Consider the following 16128-nt stretch of genomic DNA (forward strand, 5'->3'; position numbering starts at 1 on the left):
ATGCGCGCGCGGCCCACCACCTCGCTGCTCGGCGCGGCCGCCGCCGCGCAGGACGACTCCAGCCGCCGCACCGGTCTGCTGGTGATCGGCGGCGCGCTGCTGTTCGGGCTGGCCTGGCTCGGCTTCGGCATGTGGCGCAGGCGATCACGCCTCTGACGGCCGGGCCGCTCCTGACGCCCGGCGGCAGGGGCCGTCACGCCTGTGAAGGCAGGCCCGCCGAGGAGCCGTTCGACGGGATCGGCGACGGCGCGGGCGGCGGGCCGAGCCCGGCCGTCGCCGTCCACGCGGCGACGTACAGGATGAGCCTGGCGGAGAAATTGATCCACAGCAGCAGGCCCACCATGACCGCGAACGCCCCGTACAGCGGGTTGTTGAGCGTGTGGCTCAGCAGCAGCCCGGCCACCTGCTTGAGCAGCCCGAAGCCGACCGCCCCGAGCAGCGCCCCCTTGGCGACCAGCCGGAACGGCTGGGTGGGCCTGGCCACCCAGCCGAGCGCGATGACGAACAGCACCCAGTCGGCGACCAGGCTGGCGCCGAGGCCGGCCAGGAACAGCCCGACGTTGTTCAGCGGCGTGTCGTCCAGGCCGAGGAAGCGCACCACCCACGTCGTGGCCTGGGTGGCGAACCCGGTGACCAGGACGGAGGCCAGCATCGCCGCGCCCAGCATGATGAGCGTGACGAGGTCGCGCAGCTTGCCGCGGAAGAAGTCCAGCGGCGGCGACGTGGTCATCGACATCTCCCGCAGCGCCCCGCGCAGCGCGTCCACCGCGCCGAGCCCGGCGTAGAGCAGGCCCAGCAGACCGATGATCCCGGCGGTCGCCTTGGCCGTGGCGATGTTCTGGACGTCGATCTGGTCGGCGATGCCGGGAAGCTGCTCCTCGATGGCCTCGCTCAGCGCCTTCATGGCGGCCTCGTCGTTGGTCAGGACGTAGCCGAAGACGGCGAAGCCGAGCGCCACCAGGGGGAAGAACGACAGGAACGCGAAGTACGTGACCGCGCCGGCCAGCCGGTCGCCCGACTGGAACTGGTAGCGCTGCACGGTCCTGATCAGGTGGTCGATGAACGGCCTGCGGACCCGCCAGTGGTCCCTGAGACGGCGTCCACGCGCCTTCACCGCCTCGATCCGCTCGGACAGGCCCATCGTTCTCGCGCCACCTTTCGCCTCGGCCTTGGCTCCTGCCCGGCAACCGGCCGGTCAAGTCTCCCATCGGGCGATGATTTCCGCCGCTCAGGGATGATTCCCGCCGCTCAGAGGGTGTGGCGAGGGCCGCGGGCGTCAAGGGCGGCACGCACCACGGAGTACGGCCCGGAGTACGGCCCGGACGGCGCCTCAGGCGAGCGCGGCGGTGACCCGGCGCGCGGCGGCGGCCAGCGCGTCGAGCGTCGCCGGCACGTCCTGGCCCACGAGCCGCCCTCCGCGCTTGACCACGCGCCCGCCGACCAGCACGGTGTCCACGGCGCTCGTGTCGGCGTTGAGCACGATCGCGGCGATCGGGTCGTACGAGGCGGACATACCCAGGGTGTCCGTGCCGAGCAGCACGAGGTCGGCCTGCTTGCCCGGCCGCAGCGACCCGGTCACGTCGCCGAGCCCGGCCACCCGGGCGCCGTCGATGGTCGCCATGCGCAGCACGTCGCGGGTGGTGAAGCCGAGCCCGGCGCCGTCCGGCCGGCCGCGCTCCAGCGTGTACGCGGTCCGCATGAGGCTGAACATGTCGCCGGGAGCGCACGTCACGGTGTCGGCGCTGAGCGAGACGGGCACGCCCGCGGCCTGTGCCCGCCCGGTCACGGGGTAGCCGATGCCGAGCGTCATCTCGTCGACGGGCGAGACGGACACGCCGCCCCCCGCTCCGGCGATGACCTTGAGCTGCTCGTCGGAGTAGTGGTTGGCGTGGACGAACGTCGTGCCGGGCGTGAGGAACCCGCGCGACTCCAGGAAGGCGAGCCCCTTGGCGGCGCTGTCCGGCCCATGACCGCCGAGATGGGCGGTGACCGGCAGGCCCAGCTCGCGGGCCGTCTCCAGCTCCTCCAGCGCGTGGTCCTCGGGCACGATCTCCGGCCCGAGCGCGGCGACGACCATGCTCACCAGGCCGGGCGAGGAGAAGTGGGCGTCGTGGACGCGCCGGGTCTCCCTGGCCAGCTCGGAGCGCGGCCCGCCGTGGCAGTAGCCGAGGACGGCCCGGATGCCCGAGGCGCGCAGCGCCTCCACGGTGGCGTCGGTGTGCTCGGGCGTGAACTGGATGTGCGACCAGTCGAGCAGCGTGGTGACGCCGGCGTCGAGGCACTCCAGGGCGCCGGCGAGGTTGCCGGCGTGGACGTCCTCCGGCCGGAAGGCGGGGGCGAGCCGCCCGAGGACGCCCTGGAGGTAGTCACTGAACGTGGCGTCGGCCATGGTCGCCCGGATGGCGGCCTGCCAGGTGTGGCGGTGGGTGTCGACGAAGCCGGGCAGCACGATGTGCCCGGACGCGTCGATGACCTCGGCGCCGTCCGCGGTGGCGAGGTCCGGGCCGACCTCAGCGATCCTGCCGTCCTCGACGCGCACGTCGGCCCGGCCGATGACCACGGGCTCCGGCTCGGTGTCGACGACGATCCCGTTCCTGATCAAGGTTTGCATACAAGAAAGCTTAGTGAATAGCTTTTTGAAAAGCAATCTGCTGACAAGTATCCTCGTTCCATGACGAATGACGAGGTGGACGGGCTCGTCCCCCGCTGGCGCGACGCCGGCATGCCGGCGGACCTCATCGCCGGACTGGAGCTCAGCAAGCGGGCGTCCCGCCTCGACATGCTCTTCCAGGAGGCCGTCCGGGCCGAGCTGGCCGGGCTGGGCCTCACCTACGCCGAGTTCGACATCCTCGCCGCGCTGGCCCGCGCGGAGCCCGCGCACGCCATGAAGCCGAGCGAGCTGTCCAAGGCGCTCTTCCTCACCTCCGGCGGCACCAGCAACGTGCTCCAGCGCCTGACGGCCGCCGGCTACGTCGAGCGCGCCGCCGACCCCGGCGACGCCCGCAGCCGGTGGGTGCGGCTGACGCCCGAGGGGCTGAAGGTGGCCAACACCGCGCTGGACCTCGCGGGCAAGGCGAACAGCGAGGTGATGGCGGGCGTGCCCGAGGAGACGGTGCGGCGGGCGGCGGACGCCCTGCGCGAGGTGCTCGTGGCAGTGGGCCGCCGCAGGGTCCGCTGACGCGCGAAGGCGCCCGGCTCGGCAGGCCCACTGAACGCGCGAAGGCGCCCGGCTCGATCAGGAGCCGGGCGCCTTCGCGTGCTTCGGAGGCTCGTCCCGTGGGTCAGAGGCTCGCCAGGAAGCCGACCTTGTCGCGGACCTGCTCCATCGTCTCCTCGGCGACCTCGCCCGCGCGCCGCGCGCCGATCGCCAGCAGGCGGTCGAGCTCGGCCTCGTCGGCCAGCAGCTTCTCGGTGCGCTCGCGGATCGGCGTGAACGTCTCGACGACGGCCTCGGCCACGTCCTTCTTGAAGGCGCCGTAGCCCTGGCCCTCGTAGCGGGCGACCAGCTCGGGGATGGGCGTGCCGGTCAGGGCCGACTGGATGCGCAGCAGGTTGGACACGCCGGGCTTGTTCTCCTCGTCGAACAGCACCTCGGAGCCGGTGTCGGTGACCGCGCGCATGACCTTCTTGCGCAGCGGGCCGGGCTGGTCGAGCAGGTCGAGGATGCCCGCCGGGCTGGAGGACGACTTGGACATCTTGGCCGTCGGATCCTGGAGGTCGGTGATCTTCTCGACCTCCTTGGGGATGTACGGCGCGGGCAGCGTGAACGTGTCGCCGTAGCGGTGGTTGAAGCGCTGCGCCAGATCGCGGGTGAGCTCCAGGTGCTGCTTCTGGTCGGCGCCCACCGGGACGCTGTCGGCCTGGTAGAGCAGGATGTCGGCGGCCTGGAGGATCGGGTAGGTGAACAGCCCGACGCTGGCGGCGCTCTCACCGAACCTGGCGGCCTTGTCCTTGAACTGCGTCATCCGGCCGGCCTCGCCCATGCCGGTCAGGCAGATGAGGATCCAGGCCAGCTCGCTGTGCTGCCGTACGTGCGACTGCACGAAGACGGTGGAACGCTGCGGGTCGAGCCCGGCGGCGAAGAGCTGCGCGGCGGCCACGCGGGTGCGGCGGCGCAGGTCGGCCGCGTCGGTCGGCACAGTGATGGCGTGCAGGTCGACCACGCAGTAGAAGGCGTCGTGGGCCTCCTGCATCGTGACCCACTGGCGGACCGCACCCAGGTAGTTGCCCAGGTGGAAGGAGTCCGCGGTGGGCTGGATGCCGGAAAGAACACGAGGTCTGGCCATGGCACACAATTGTGTCAGGAATCCGGCTCGGGCGGCGACTCGACCGCAGGTCCGCGTTTCACTCTCACCCGCGCGACACGCCGTCCGTCCAGCTCGGTGACGGTCAGCTCGAAGCCGGGGATCTCCACGGTCTCGCCCACGTCGGGGACGTGGCCGAGCATCGCCATGACGAAGCCGCCGAGCGTCTCGTACGGCCCGTCGGGCAGCTTGATGCCGGTCTCGGCGGCGAAGTCGTTGAGGTTGGTCAGGCCGTCGATCTCGATCTCGCCGGCCGGGAGGACCACGGTGTCGTCCTCGACGTCGTACTCGTCCCTGATGTCGCCGATGAGCTCCTCGACCAGGTCCTCCAGGGTGACGATGCCGGCGGTGCCGCCGTACTCGTCGACCACGATGGCGAGGTGGTGGCCCTCGTCACGCATCTCCGACAGCGTGGTGAGGATGCGCTTGGAGGCCGGCACGTACTTGACCGGCCTGATCGGGACGAGCTCGTTGATCGGCTCGATGCGGCCGGTCAGCACCGGGTCCAGCAGGTCGCGGACGTGGACGAACCCGATGACCTCGTCGTACGACTCGCGGTAGACCGGGAAGCGCGAGTGGGGCATGCCGGCGGCGAGCACGGCGGCCTCGGCCAGAGGCGTGTCGGCCTCCATGAACTCCACCTCGGTCCGGGGCAGCATCACCTCGCGCACCTGGCGCTTGCCCGCGGCGAACACCTCGGCGATGAGGTGGCGCTCGTCGGCGGTCAGGTCGGTGTGGCCGACGACCATGTCGCGCAGTTCCTCGGTGGTGACTTCCTCCCGGTCGGCCTGCGGGTTGCCGCCGAGCAGCTTGACCACGCCGTCCGTGGACTTCGACAGCGCCCAGATGACCGGCCGCGACAGGGTGGCGATCGAGTCGAGGAAGGGCGCGACGAACAGCGACAGGCCCTCGGCCCGCTGCAGGGCGAGGCGCTTGGGGGCCAGCTCGCCGAGCACCAGCGACACGTACGAGATGGCCAGCGTGACGAGCACCAGCGCGAGCACCGGGGTGACGGCGGCCGGCACGCCCCAGCCCAGCAGGACCGGCACGAGCTGCATGCCGAGCCGGTCGGCGCCGAACGCGGCCGAGAGCATGGTGGCCACGGTCACGCCGATCTGCACGGCCGACAGGAAGCGGTTGGGGTCGCGGGCCAGCTTGGCCACCCGCTCGCCGCGGCGTCCGCGCTCGGCGAGCTTGCGCACCTGGCTCTCGCGCAGGCTCACCATCGCCATCTCGGCGGCCGCGAAGAAGCCGCCCACGAGAATGAAGAGCAGGACGAGGGCGATGTTCGCGACGACGGTGTCAAACATGGTGGTTGGCAGCGTACTCAACGCCTTTGGGGCGTATGCTGAACGGCAAGCCGTACATAATCAAACATATTCGCACAGGAGTAGACATCATGAGGCTTCTGGTCACAGGAGGCGCGGGATACATCGGAAGCGTCGTGGCGGCCCAGCTCGTCGAGGCGGGGCACGAGGTGACGGTGCTGGACGACCTCTCGACGGGCCACGCGGACGCGGTGCCCGAGGGCGCCCGGTTCGTCGAGGGCTCGATCACCGAGGCGCGGGACGCGCTCGACGGCGTGGAGGCGGTGCTGCACTTCGCGGCCAAGTCGCTGGTGGGCGAGTCGGTGGACAAGCCCGGGTTGTACTGGTCGCACAACCTCGGTGGCACGCTGGCGCTGCTGGAGGCCATGCACGAGCGGGGCGTGCGCCGCATCGTGTTCTCCTCCACGGCCGCCACCTACGGCGAGCCGGAGCGCTCCCCCATCGTGGAGAGCGACCCCACCCGCCCGACCAGCCCCTACGGAGCCTCCAAGCTGGCCGTCGACACCGCGCTCACCGCCTACGCGGGCCTGCGCGGGCTCGGCGCGGTCAGCCTGCGCTACTTCAACGTGGCCGGCGCCTACGGCCGCTTCCGCGAGCGGCACACGGTCGAGACCCACCTCATCCCGAACGTGCTCAAGGTCGCCACCGGCGAGCGCGGGACGGTGAGCGTGTTCGGCACCGACTACCCGACGCCCGACGGCACCTGCGTGCGCGACTACGTCCACGTCGCCGACCTGGCCCGCGCCCACCTGCTGGCGCTCGACGCCGCCACCGAGGGGCAGCACAAGATCTACAACCTGGGCAACGGCACCGGCTTCTCCGTGCAGGAGGTGATCTCGGTCTGCCGCGAGGTCACCGGCCACGACATCCCCGCCGTCGTCGAGCCGCGCCGGGCCGGCGACCCGGCCGTGCTCGTGGCGTCGTCGGAGAAGATCCAGCGCGAGCTGGGCTGGAAGGCCGAGCGGACGTCCATCCGCGACATCGTCGCCGACGCCTGGACCGCGCTTTCCGGTAAATGAGGCATGAGGCGGCGCGATATGTGCTGTGATACCGAAATGTGAGGAGCTTTTCACCATGGGTCACGAAGCTGCTCTTCGGCACCGCCGTGGTGCTGGGCAGCGTCGCGGCCGCCGCCGGAGTCGTGTTCGCCACGGCCTCATCAGCTCCCTATGCCCCCTCGGGGTCCCCATGCCCCGGATCGGGCGAGGGGAACACGCCCTCGCTCACCATCTCGGCCGCCCTGCCCTGAGCCCGCGCGTACGGGTGCGCGAGACGGAGCGGACCCCCGCGTACAGGTCCGCGCAAAGCGAAGCGCGCGCCCCGCGGACGGGACGCGCGCCGATGTCAGGCCGTGACGGGCTCTCAGATGAGGCCGAGGCCCTTGACCGCCTCGCGCTCGTCGACGAGCTCGGCCACGCTGGCGTCGATGCGCTCACGCGAGAACGCGTCGATCTCCAGGCCCTGGATGATCTCGAACCGGCCGCCGGCCGCGCGGACCGGGAAGGACGAGATGAGCCCCTCCGGCACGCCGTAGGAGCCGTCGGAGACGACCGCGGCCGAGGTCCACTCGGTGCCGTTGACCCAGTCGTGGACGTGGTCGATCGCGGCGTTGGCGGCCGAGGCGGCGCTCGACGCGCCCCGCGCCTCGATGATCGCCGCACCGCGCTTGGCCACGGTCGGGATGAAGGTCTCGCGCAGCCACTCGGCGTCGACCTGCTCGGCCGCGACCTTGCCGCCCACCTCGGCGTGGAACAGGTCGGGGTACTGCGTGGCCGAGTGGTTGCCCCAGATCGTCATGTTCCTGATCTCGGTGACCGGCACCTGGAGCTTGGCGGCGAGCTGGGAGAGCGCGCGGTTGTGGTCGAGGCGGGTCATCGCGGTGAACCGCTCGGCCGGCACGTCAGGGGCGTGCTGCTGCGCGATCAGCGCGTTGGTGTTGGCCGGGTTGCCGACGACGAGGACCTTGATGTCGTCGGCGGCGTGGTCGTTGATCGCCTTGCCCTGCGGGCCGAAGATGCCGCCGTTGGCGCCGAGCAGGTCGCCGCGCTCCATGCCGGCCTTGCGCGGCATGGCGCCGACCAGCAGCGCGACATTGGCGCCGTCGAACGCCACGTTGGGGTCGTCGGTGATCTCGATGCCGGACAGCAGCGGGAACGCGCAGTCGTCGAGCTCCATCGCGGTGCCCTCGGCCGCCTTCACGGCCTGCGGGACCTCCAGCAGGCTGAGCTTGACCGGCACGTCCGCGCCCAGCAGGTGGCCCGACGCGATGCGGAAGAGCAGCGCGTAGCCGATCTGACCGGCGGCTCCGGTAACGGTGACCTTGACGGGCGTGGCCATGGCCTTCCCCTAACTCGCGGGACGAATCATTGACTTTGGGATGCTACCCGTTCGTCATCCGCAGGTTTCCATCACGGGCGACTTCAGCTCCAAGGAGAAGTCGACTCTGGCGAAATACCTGGTCAACAGCTCCTTCATCACACCCGTCCGATAGAAGTCGGCGATCACCCCGTTGACCGCCTTGCAGGCCTTCACGTCGCCGCCCCGGATGCCGACGGCGTAGCGCTCGCTGCTCAGTTTCGCGCCGAGGATCTTGTAGCGGAGGGGCTCGCGGCCGGCGAACCCGGCGAGGATGAGGTCGTCGCCGGGCACCGCGTCGACGCGGCCGCTGCGTAGCAGGTCCATGCAGTCGGCGTAGTTGCCGGCCATGACCGGCTCCACGTCCACCAGGTCCTGCACCTTGCCGACCGAGGGGCTGTTGACCGCGCACACCTTGCGGCCCTTCAGATCCTCGATCTTCTCGATGCCGGCGCCGTCGTGCACCAGCACGTCCTGGTGGGCCAGGTAGTAAGGGCCGGCGAACTCCACGCCGCTCTTGTCGATGGAGTACGTGGCGAGCACGAGGTCGACGGAGCCGTCGGCCAGCATGTCGTCGCGGTTGCCGACGGTGACCCGGACGAACGACGGGCTCTTCGCGCCGAGCTCGGCGGCGATCCGCTTGCCCAGCTCGACGTCGAACCCCTCGAAGCCGCCGTCGCGTTGCAGGCCGATGCCGGGCAGGTCGCCCTTCACGCCGATGACGAGCTTCCCGGTGCTCGCGACCTTGTCGACGACGCTGGCGAACGTGTCCGGCGGGGTCGTCCGGCCGCTCGCGTCCTGGCCGAGGAGGCGCTGTGGCCAGCCGTCGAGCACGGCGACGGCGGCGGCGGCCACGACGAGGGCGAGCGCGGCGGCCAGGGTGATCCACCCCACCTTGCGGCGGCGGCTGCGCCCCCGGCCGCCGAGCTGGGTGGGCGGCACGGGCGGCACGTCGGTGCGCCGGGCGGGCGGCTGGTGCCCGGCGGGGACGGGGTGGTCGACGGCAGGGTGCTGGGAGTCATGGTGCTCGGGGGCATGGTGCTCTGGGGCATGGCGCTCTGGGGCATGGTGCTCCGGAGCATGGTGCTCGGCGGGCGCCTGGTGCGCTCCGGACCTGACCAGCCCCGCGAGCGCCTGGCGCCCGCCCTGTGCGGAGTGGCCGATGGGGTGGCCTGGATCAGCGGTGCCGGGCGGGGCCTCGGACGGCAGGGCGGAGGAGCGGATGAGCGAGGTCTCGGCGTTGGGGTCGTCGGCGTCGTAGCCGAACCCGCCGCCGGTGGGCGCGGAGGTCCCTCCCGTGTGAGCGGGCGTGCCGGGCGTGGGCTGCGCTCCGCCCCCGGTGGTGGTGCGTGGGGCTCCGGGTGGGGCGAGGGTGGACGAGACCCGCAGGAACGGCGTGGTGTCGTCGGTCGCCACCTGGACGCCGCGCGTGAGCACCGCCGTGGAGGCGCCGGACGACTCCGGCTGGCCGAGCAGCCGCAGCAGGATCTGGTCGGCCGAGGGCCGCTCCTCGGGCGACTTGGACAGCGCCGAGCGCACCACGCCGCGCAGCGGCTCCGGCATCATGCTCACGTCGACCTCGTGGTTGAGGATCCGGTTGAGCACGACCGCGATCGAGTTGCCCTCGAAGGCGGCCTTGCCGGAGGCCGCGAAGGCGATGGTCGCGCCCCACGCGAACACGTCGGTGTAGGGCCCCACGTCGTCGCCGGCGATCTGCTCGGGCGCCATGTAGGCGGGGGTGCCGATGGCCCGGCTGGTGATGGTCCCGGTCGAGTCGATGATGCGGGCGATGCCGAAGTCGACCACGCGCGGCCCGTCGGCCGCGATGAGCACGTTGTCGGGCTTGAAGTCGCGGTGGATGATCGAGGCGTGGTGGATGGCGGTCAGCGCGGTCGCGGTGCCGATGGCCAGCCGGTCGAGGACCGTGCCACGCAGCGGCCCGTCGGTGTCGACGATGTCGCGCAGGGCGCGCCCGTCGATGTACTCGCTCGCGATGTACGGCGTGTCGCCGTCGAGGTCGGCCTCGATGACCCGGGCGGTGCAGAACGACGCCACCCGCTTGGCGGCCTTGAGCTCCCTGGCGAAGCGGGAGCGCGCGATCTGGTCGCCGCTGAACTTGACGTGCAGGAGCTTGATCGCGGCCCGCTCGCCCTGCTCGTCGACGCCCAGGTAGACGATGCCCTGACCGCCCTCCCCGATCCGTCCGGTCAGCCGGAACGACCCCAGCTCTGCGGGGTCGCCGGTCACCAGCGGCGAGATCTGCGGCATTCGTCTTCCCCACATTGTGCTTACGGCCCGACGAGGCAAACTTTACGACGCGCGGGAAGCCCTCAGGGAGGCGTTAACCGTTCGTGACCCGCCCTTCGCGGCACTCCTGGGCACAACGGTGACACGTGTCCGGACCGCCGTCACGTCGGGGAGTCGCACGCGGACTCCACCGCCACCCAGTTCTCCGGCCCGTCCAGCTCGTCCGCCGCCACGGTGACGGCCGAGCTCCCCCACCAGCGGCTGACCTCGAGAACCACCTCGGGCGGCTTCGCCCGCACGGCCCCGCAGTCCTCGACGTCGAACGCGAGAGTCAGCGGCAGTTCCTCGCCGGGCGCGACGGCGCGTGGGAGGCGCGCGCCGGACACCTCGCGCAGGACGAGGCCCTCACCGCGCACGCCCACCCCCGTGACCGTGACCAGCGTCCAGCCCTCGTTGACGACCCCCTGCTCCACCTCGGTGGTGACATAGGTCTCGCCGGTCTCGTACGTGTCCACGCTGGACGACCCGCCGCCCCCGTCGCCGTATCCGAAACGCGGCACCACGGCGCCACTCGCCCCGACGAGGGCTGCGAGGGCCGGCACCAGCGCCACCGCCAGGGTGAGCCTTGCCCTGGCCCTGGGCAGCCGTTCGGCTTCGGCGGCCAGCCGATCCCCTATCGAATCAGAAATCACCAAATATCCCCCCATGCGGAAGATTCTGGATTCTGCTACTTTTTCCGCCGTGACGAAAGCCGATTCTTGTTAACGGCGGCGTTCCTCGTTCTCCTGGTGGTGCCGGTTACGGTCGTCGTGACCCTCTCGGGCGGTCCGGTGCGTCCCGCCGAATTGGCGCGATTCGGCCGACGGCAGCGCCTCATGGTCACGCCGTACAACGTGCCGGAAATCGCCCGCCGGCTGCGCGCTCAGCGGCGATTCCGCTGGGCGGGCGCGGCTGCGGGATGCGCGCTCTGCCTGGCCGGCATCGTCCAGGATTCTTTCGTTATATCGGCCTTCTATCCGGTTATTGGATGGTTTGTCGGCGTCGTGGGGGCGGGAATGTCATCTGCCGCTTCGGCGCAGCGCGGTGGCCGGCCATCCGGCATGCGGCTCGGCCCGCCCGGGCTCGTCCCGGTCTGGCGGATCGCGGCCGTCGTCGCCTGCGGAATCGCGCTCAGCACCGTCGCGCGGTCGTTCCGCATGGACGTGGGGGTCGCCGAGCGGTCGTGGGCGGCGTTCGCGCTCGGCTCCGTACTCGCCGTCCACGTGCTCATCAGGGGACTGCGGCGGCGGCCCCTGCCCGCCGGGCCCGTGGACCTGGTGGCCGCCGAGCTGGCCCTGCGGTCCCGGTCGGCGCGCGCCCTGCTCGCGGGCGGCATCGCCGCCGCCGTGTGGTCCGCGCAGCGGAGCGGCCTGCCCGCCCTGCCCCAGCACCTGACCGCCGTCGCCTTCCTCGCCGGCAACCTCCTCCCCCTGATCGCCCTGGGCCTCGCGATCGGCCCCTGGCAGGTCGTCTCGGCTCGCCCGGCCCGCGTCTCGCGGACCGTCCTGACCGGTCTCGCGAGCGGCGCCCTCACGCTGGCACTGACCGCGAGCCTCCTCGCCGGCTGGACCGTGTGGGGGGCCGAGCCCGGCGTCTTGAGCCGGGGTACCGGGACCGGCCAGCACGCCTGGGATCACAGCCGGAGCGCGGCCCTCGCGGACTTCGTCAGGGGCGAGGCCGGCTGGGGCGAGCGACGGGCCGCCGCCACCACGCCGGAGCCGCTCACGCTCCTCAGCAAGGCGCCCGTGATGTGCGCCTGGGTGAACCGTCAGCGACAGGCGTGGGAGCTGTACTTCGCATCCGGCATGTACTGGACCGTCGTACCGGCCGTCGCCCGGCTGGCGAGCGGCCCGCGCGGGCGGCCGGCTCCGTTCGCGCTGAGCGGCGACGGCCGGCACATCGCCTACCTCGACGGCGTCTCGCGCCGCCTCGTCCTGCTGGACGTCACCACCGGCGGCCTGCGCCACCTCACCGGCCCGCTGGACGACGGGACCGTCCCCGAGCCGAGGCTCTCCGCCGACGGCAGCCTGGTGGCCTTGACCTCATCAGCCGGCACGGAGCTGCTCGACACGCGCACCGGCGGCAGGACACGCCTGCCCGGCGTGGCCCGCGTCCTCGGCCTCGGCCCCGACCGCGTGATCGCGACCACGGACCGCCGCGCCCTGCCCGGAGCGCCCGACACCGAGCTGCTGACGCTCGACCGCCGGGGCGCCGTGCTGACCCGCGTCCCCTTCGACCCGACGCTGGAGGCCCTGGCCACGCCCGACGGCCGCGAGCTGGCCGTGCTCACCGTGGACGAGGTCGTGACGATGGATCCGGCCACGGGCCACGTGCTCCGGCGCGCCGCCCTGCGGCTGGACGGTCACTACGGGACGCCCCGGGCGCTGGGCTGGTCAGCCGGCGGGAGGCTGCTCGTCCACGCCGAGTGGAGCGAGGCGCGGCGGCCGGAGCACCAGCTGGTGGACCTCGCCACGGGCCGGGGCAAGCCGGCCAAGGACCTGCCCGGCGACCTGGGCGACGACGCCGTGTTCGGCGCGATCAGATGACGGAGGCGGGGGTGTGGCCGTGCGGATGAGGGTTCCGGGGCCGTGGACGTACGCCGCGGCCGTGCTGGCGGTCGTGACGGCCGTCTGGGTGACCGCGCCCGCGTGGTCGGGGCCGCCCGTCCGGTTCGTCCGCACCGGCACGGACCCGCTCGTGCCCACGCCCGGCCCGCGCGCGCTGAGAGGCCCCGCCCCCGCGCCCGTCCGGTACGCGTACCGGCCCGTCTGCGACGACGGCGGCGAGGCGTGCAAGCACTGGATCCTCGTCTCCACCCGGGGCGAACGCTGGTGGCTCCCCTACGGATTCGGCGAGGCCCCGCTCGCCCTCAGCCGCGACGGCACACGCGCCGCCTACTGGCACCAGAAGAAGCAGCGGTACGCCGTCGTGGACCTGACCAGGGGCACGACGACGTACCTGCCCCAGGGGATCGCCGCGCCCGTGGGGGCGGACCGGGCGACGCAGCCCCCGCTGTTCTCCCTCGACGGCCGGCACCTCCTCGTCGCGCAGGACCGGCTCACCCCCGAGGCGGAGGACGTCGTCCCGGGCACCCTCGTCGTCGTGGACGTGACGAGCGGCCGGGTGCGGCGCCTGCCGCGCGGCGAGCGGGCCGCCGGTTGGACCGCCCGCGGCCTGGCCCTGATGACCGTCGAGCCGGCCGGCCGCTCCCCCGGGCACGTCACCTCCGGCACGTACGTCGTCCGCTCGCCGGAGGGCGCGGTCGTCAGCCGCGCCGCGCTGCCCGGCAACCTGGCCGAGCAGGCCGTGCCCTCCCCCTCGGGCGAGACCCTGGCCACGGTCGCCACCGACGTCACCCCGGACGGGCTCGCGTTCCGGGGCGTCGTCCTGACCGGGACGCGCGCGGGAGCGCCGGTGCGCACCGTCACGCCACGGCTGCCCGCAGGATGGCGCGTCGGCGAGATCCTGCGCTGGGAGGGCGAGGACGCGCTGGTCGCCGAGACCCGCGGCCCGCACGGCGAGACCGCGCACCACCTGCTCGGCCTGGCCGACGGCAGCGCGTCACCCCTGGGGTTCGACGTGCCCCCGCCGCCCGACGACTCGCTCACGGTCCCGCCCGAAGGCACGCGGCTCGTCACCGGCCGCGTCCGCTAGCTGCCCCAGGCGCGTCAGTACGGCAGGGCGCGGGTCTTGTACGTGGTGCGCAGGAACGGGTCCTTGAACTTGGGGAACGCCACCGTCGTCACGTCGCCGTCCGAGGTGTAGCGCATGTCCGGGTTGCTCTTCAGCCAGTCCAGCCAGGCCGTGGAGCAGAACTGGGCGCAGTCGCCCTTCTTGTCCATGGCCCTGATGCGCGGGATGCCGAGCGGGTCGAACGAGCGGCTGAACGGCGACGCCGCCGGGGTGTAGCCGGCCAGGAAGACGCCGCTGTGGTCGTACGACACGTCGCCGAGCTTGCCGCGGGCGGCCCACTCCTTGTGGCTCGGCTGGTTGCCGTACGGCAGGGCCAGCGTGACGGGCTTGACGTTGGTGAGGACGCCGATCTGCTGGGCGATCGAGCCGATCTGCTCCTCGACCTCCTTCTTCGGCTTGCCGCGCAGGTTGACGTGGTCGCGCGTGTGGTTGCCGATGTCGAAGCCGTTCTGCTTGAGCCAGAGCAGCGTCTGCGCCTGCTCCTCCGGCGTCGTCTTGCCGAACATGTCGCGCGTCACGTAGAACGTCGCGACCGGCCGGAACCCGGGGTGCCTGGCCGCCACCTCGCGCAGGATGGCGACCGCCGTCTCCGCCCTCGGCACCCCCATCTCGTCCAGGGTGAGCTGCGACGGCGACGAGTCGTCGAAGGTGAGCACGACCGGGTGCGTGCCCGCGGGGATGTCCATCTTGCCGGTGACGAACTCGGCCGCGGTGACCGGCACGTAGCCGTCCTTGGCCAGCCGTTCGAGGTCGGCGCGGAACTGCTCGGGGGTTCTGTCGTCGGTGGTCGTCGGGTTCCTGATGATGCGGTGGTACATGAGCACCGGCACCTGGCCGAGCTCGTTCGCCTTGACCTTGGCCGCGGCGGCGATCTTGGCCGCCCGGGTCTGCTTGGTCTGGGCCGCCGTGTCGGCCTTGCCGGTGTCGGACTTGGGCGCGGGCTCACTGCCGCAGCCCGCGAGCGCGACCACCGCGGCCAGGCCCACCCCGCTCAAGACACGCAGTCGCATCCGAACCCCCCGAGACAGGTACGACTCCTTTGGCAGGCTCCTACCCCGGTGATCAACTACGCCACGCCCGCCGAAGTGCCAAGAGATGGCCCGGAACAGCGAAAAGGGCCACCCGGAGGCGGCCCTTCCCCCAACGGGACGATCAAGCCAACTTCTTCTTGAGGGACTGTCAGCCCCCTTCGCCGACCTGGGCGATCATGACTGGATATGGCTCCGACGTACATGTACGCGCCGGTCGCGTCCTCCCCACGGACGTGGGGACGGCGGCCTGTGGTACTCGGGTGGCCATGGGGCTCAGGGGCACCCCTCCACGTGCGTGGGAACTGGTCCCGGTGAAGATCCGACTGGACCTCGGTCAGTCAATGCCTTCGACGATGCGGAAGTCGCGCTCGAAGCCGTCGGGGAGTGCGGCCAGCGCCTCCTGGTAGGCCGCACTCTCGTATGCGGCGACCGCCTGTTCGAAGCTGTCGAACTCGATCAGGACGACGCGCTCGGCGATTCCGGCTTCGTGTGCGACGACCCGGCTGCCGCCGCGGGCGAACGTCCGTCCGCCTGCGGCCTTGACGGCCAGACCGGCCAGCTCGTTGTAGACACCAAGCCCCTCAGGGTCTGTGATGGTGGGGTAAACGCTGACCCAGTAGCCCTTGGGCACGGAACCTCCAGTGTTGAGATGAGTGCAGCTGACTTACGGGTTGGTCTCGGACGAGCGTCGGCGGGCGAGAGCGAGGCTTGTCAGCGTCGTGATCGCCATGGCGCCGATGCCGGCCAGCGCCGCGGTGGTGTAGGCGCTGTCGTCGGGGAAGAGGTGGCCGGGGCCGGTGCCCGCGGCGAGGATCTCAGGAGGGCGGCGGCGGTGACGACCAGCCCGAGGCCGTAGGCGGCCCGGACCCCGCCGAGCTCGGCGAGCAGCGCCGTCAGCGCGAGCCCGACGCCCTGGGCCGCCCTGCCGGCCAGCAGCCACGCGAACGGCAGCGGCAGCGGCAGCACGGTGAGCGCGCTGCCGGCGACGACGACCGCCAGCGTGGCGAGGATCGCGGCCCGCCGGTGCGGGCCGGGACCGTGCCGGCCCAGGACCGGCGTGGCGTCGGCGCCGCTGGGGAGCGCGACGGGCTGCGTCGACCGCGCGCTGCCGCGCGAGACGGGGAACGAGGG

Annotated in this window: 13 protein-coding genes and 1 pseudogene; 4 read left to right on the forward strand and 10 right to left on the reverse strand. The window is 72.1% G+C overall.

Annotated elements, in window-relative coordinates:
* Positions 1–193: 193 nt before the first annotated feature.
* Positions 194–1141 (reverse strand): YihY/virulence factor BrkB family protein, encoded by a 948-nt coding sequence (locus tag AB0H81_RS37995; protein WP_358385057.1) that lies wholly within the window; start codon positions 1139–1141, stop codon positions 194–196.
* Positions 1142–1330: 189 nt separating this feature from the next.
* The gene (locus AB0H81_RS38000) at positions 1331–2611 is read right to left on the reverse strand and encodes an amidohydrolase family protein (protein ID WP_358385059.1); all 1281 of its coding nucleotides are present in this window, start codon (positions 2609–2611) and stop codon (positions 1331–1333) included.
* Between the two features lie 60 nt (positions 2612–2671).
* On the opposite strand from AB0H81_RS38000, the gene AB0H81_RS38005 reads away from it, so the two are divergent.
* Entirely contained in the window at positions 2672–3178 is a 507-nt protein-coding gene (locus AB0H81_RS38005) for a MarR family transcriptional regulator (protein WP_358385062.1), read from the forward strand.
* Between the two features lie 103 nt (positions 3179–3281).
* Here the strand turns inward: AB0H81_RS38005 and trpS are convergent, their stop codons facing one another.
* Positions 3282–4286, reverse strand: a complete 1005-nt coding sequence (gene trpS, locus AB0H81_RS38010) for a tryptophan--tRNA ligase (RefSeq protein WP_358385065.1) — start codon at positions 4284–4286, stop codon at positions 3282–3284.
* 14 nt (positions 4287–4300) lie between these two features.
* Entirely contained in the window at positions 4301–5614 is a 1314-nt protein-coding gene (locus tag AB0H81_RS38015; RefSeq protein ID WP_358385068.1) for a hemolysin family protein, read from the reverse strand.
* 89 nt (positions 5615–5703) lie between these two features.
* Between AB0H81_RS38015 and galE the strand changes: the two genes are divergently transcribed.
* Positions 5704–6651 (forward strand): UDP-glucose 4-epimerase GalE, encoded by a 948-nt coding sequence (gene galE, locus AB0H81_RS38020; RefSeq protein ID WP_358385071.1) that lies wholly within the window; start codon positions 5704–5706, stop codon positions 6649–6651.
* Positions 6652–6994: 343 nt separating this feature from the next.
* Here the strand turns inward: galE and AB0H81_RS38025 are convergent, their stop codons facing one another.
* The 3 genes from AB0H81_RS38025 to AB0H81_RS38035 form a co-directional block, all read right to left on the reverse strand.
* Complete coding sequence (locus tag AB0H81_RS38025; protein WP_358385074.1) at positions 6995–7969, reverse strand: malate dehydrogenase; 975 nt, start codon at positions 7967–7969, stop codon at positions 6995–6997.
* Positions 7970–8023: 54 nt separating this feature from the next.
* A complete protein-coding gene (locus AB0H81_RS38030) occupies positions 8024–10255 on the reverse strand; it encodes a transporter substrate-binding domain-containing protein (protein WP_358385077.1) in 2232 nt (743 codons plus the stop codon).
* Positions 10256–10395: 140 nt separating this feature from the next.
* Complete coding sequence (locus AB0H81_RS38035; RefSeq protein ID WP_358385080.1) at positions 10396–10926, reverse strand: hypothetical protein; 531 nt, start codon at positions 10924–10926, stop codon at positions 10396–10398.
* Positions 10927–11289: 363 nt separating this feature from the next.
* On the opposite strand from AB0H81_RS38035, the gene AB0H81_RS38040 reads away from it, so the two are divergent.
* Positions 11290–12819 carry a hypothetical protein gene (locus tag AB0H81_RS38040; RefSeq protein ID WP_358385083.1) on the forward strand — a complete coding sequence of 510 codons (1530 nt, stop codon included), beginning with the start codon at positions 11290–11292 and terminating at the stop codon, positions 12817–12819.
* 19 nt (positions 12820–12838) lie between these two features.
* A complete protein-coding gene (locus AB0H81_RS38045; RefSeq protein ID WP_358385085.1) occupies positions 12839–13927 on the forward strand; it encodes a hypothetical protein in 1089 nt (362 codons plus the stop codon).
* Positions 13928–13941: 14 nt separating this feature from the next.
* Here the strand turns inward: AB0H81_RS38045 and AB0H81_RS38050 are convergent, their stop codons facing one another.
* The 3 genes and pseudogenes from AB0H81_RS38050 to AB0H81_RS38060 form a co-directional block, all read right to left on the reverse strand.
* Positions 13942–14976, reverse strand: coding sequence for a polysaccharide deacetylase family protein (locus AB0H81_RS38050; protein ID WP_358385088.1), 1035 nt, complete (start codon positions 14974–14976; stop codon positions 13942–13944).
* A 355-nt stretch (positions 14977–15331) separates the two neighbouring features.
* Positions 15332–15628, reverse strand: coding sequence for a DUF1330 domain-containing protein (locus AB0H81_RS38055; RefSeq protein ID WP_358385090.1), 297 nt, complete (start codon positions 15626–15628; stop codon positions 15332–15334).
* A gap of 80 nt (positions 15629–15708) precedes the next feature.
* Positions 15709–16128: pseudogene (locus AB0H81_RS38060) on the reverse strand (hypothetical protein); the annotation flags it as partial.

Source organism: Nonomuraea sp. NPDC050691, assembly GCF_040654455.1.
Classification (GTDB): Bacteria; Actinomycetota; Actinomycetes; order Streptosporangiales; family Streptosporangiaceae; genus Nonomuraea.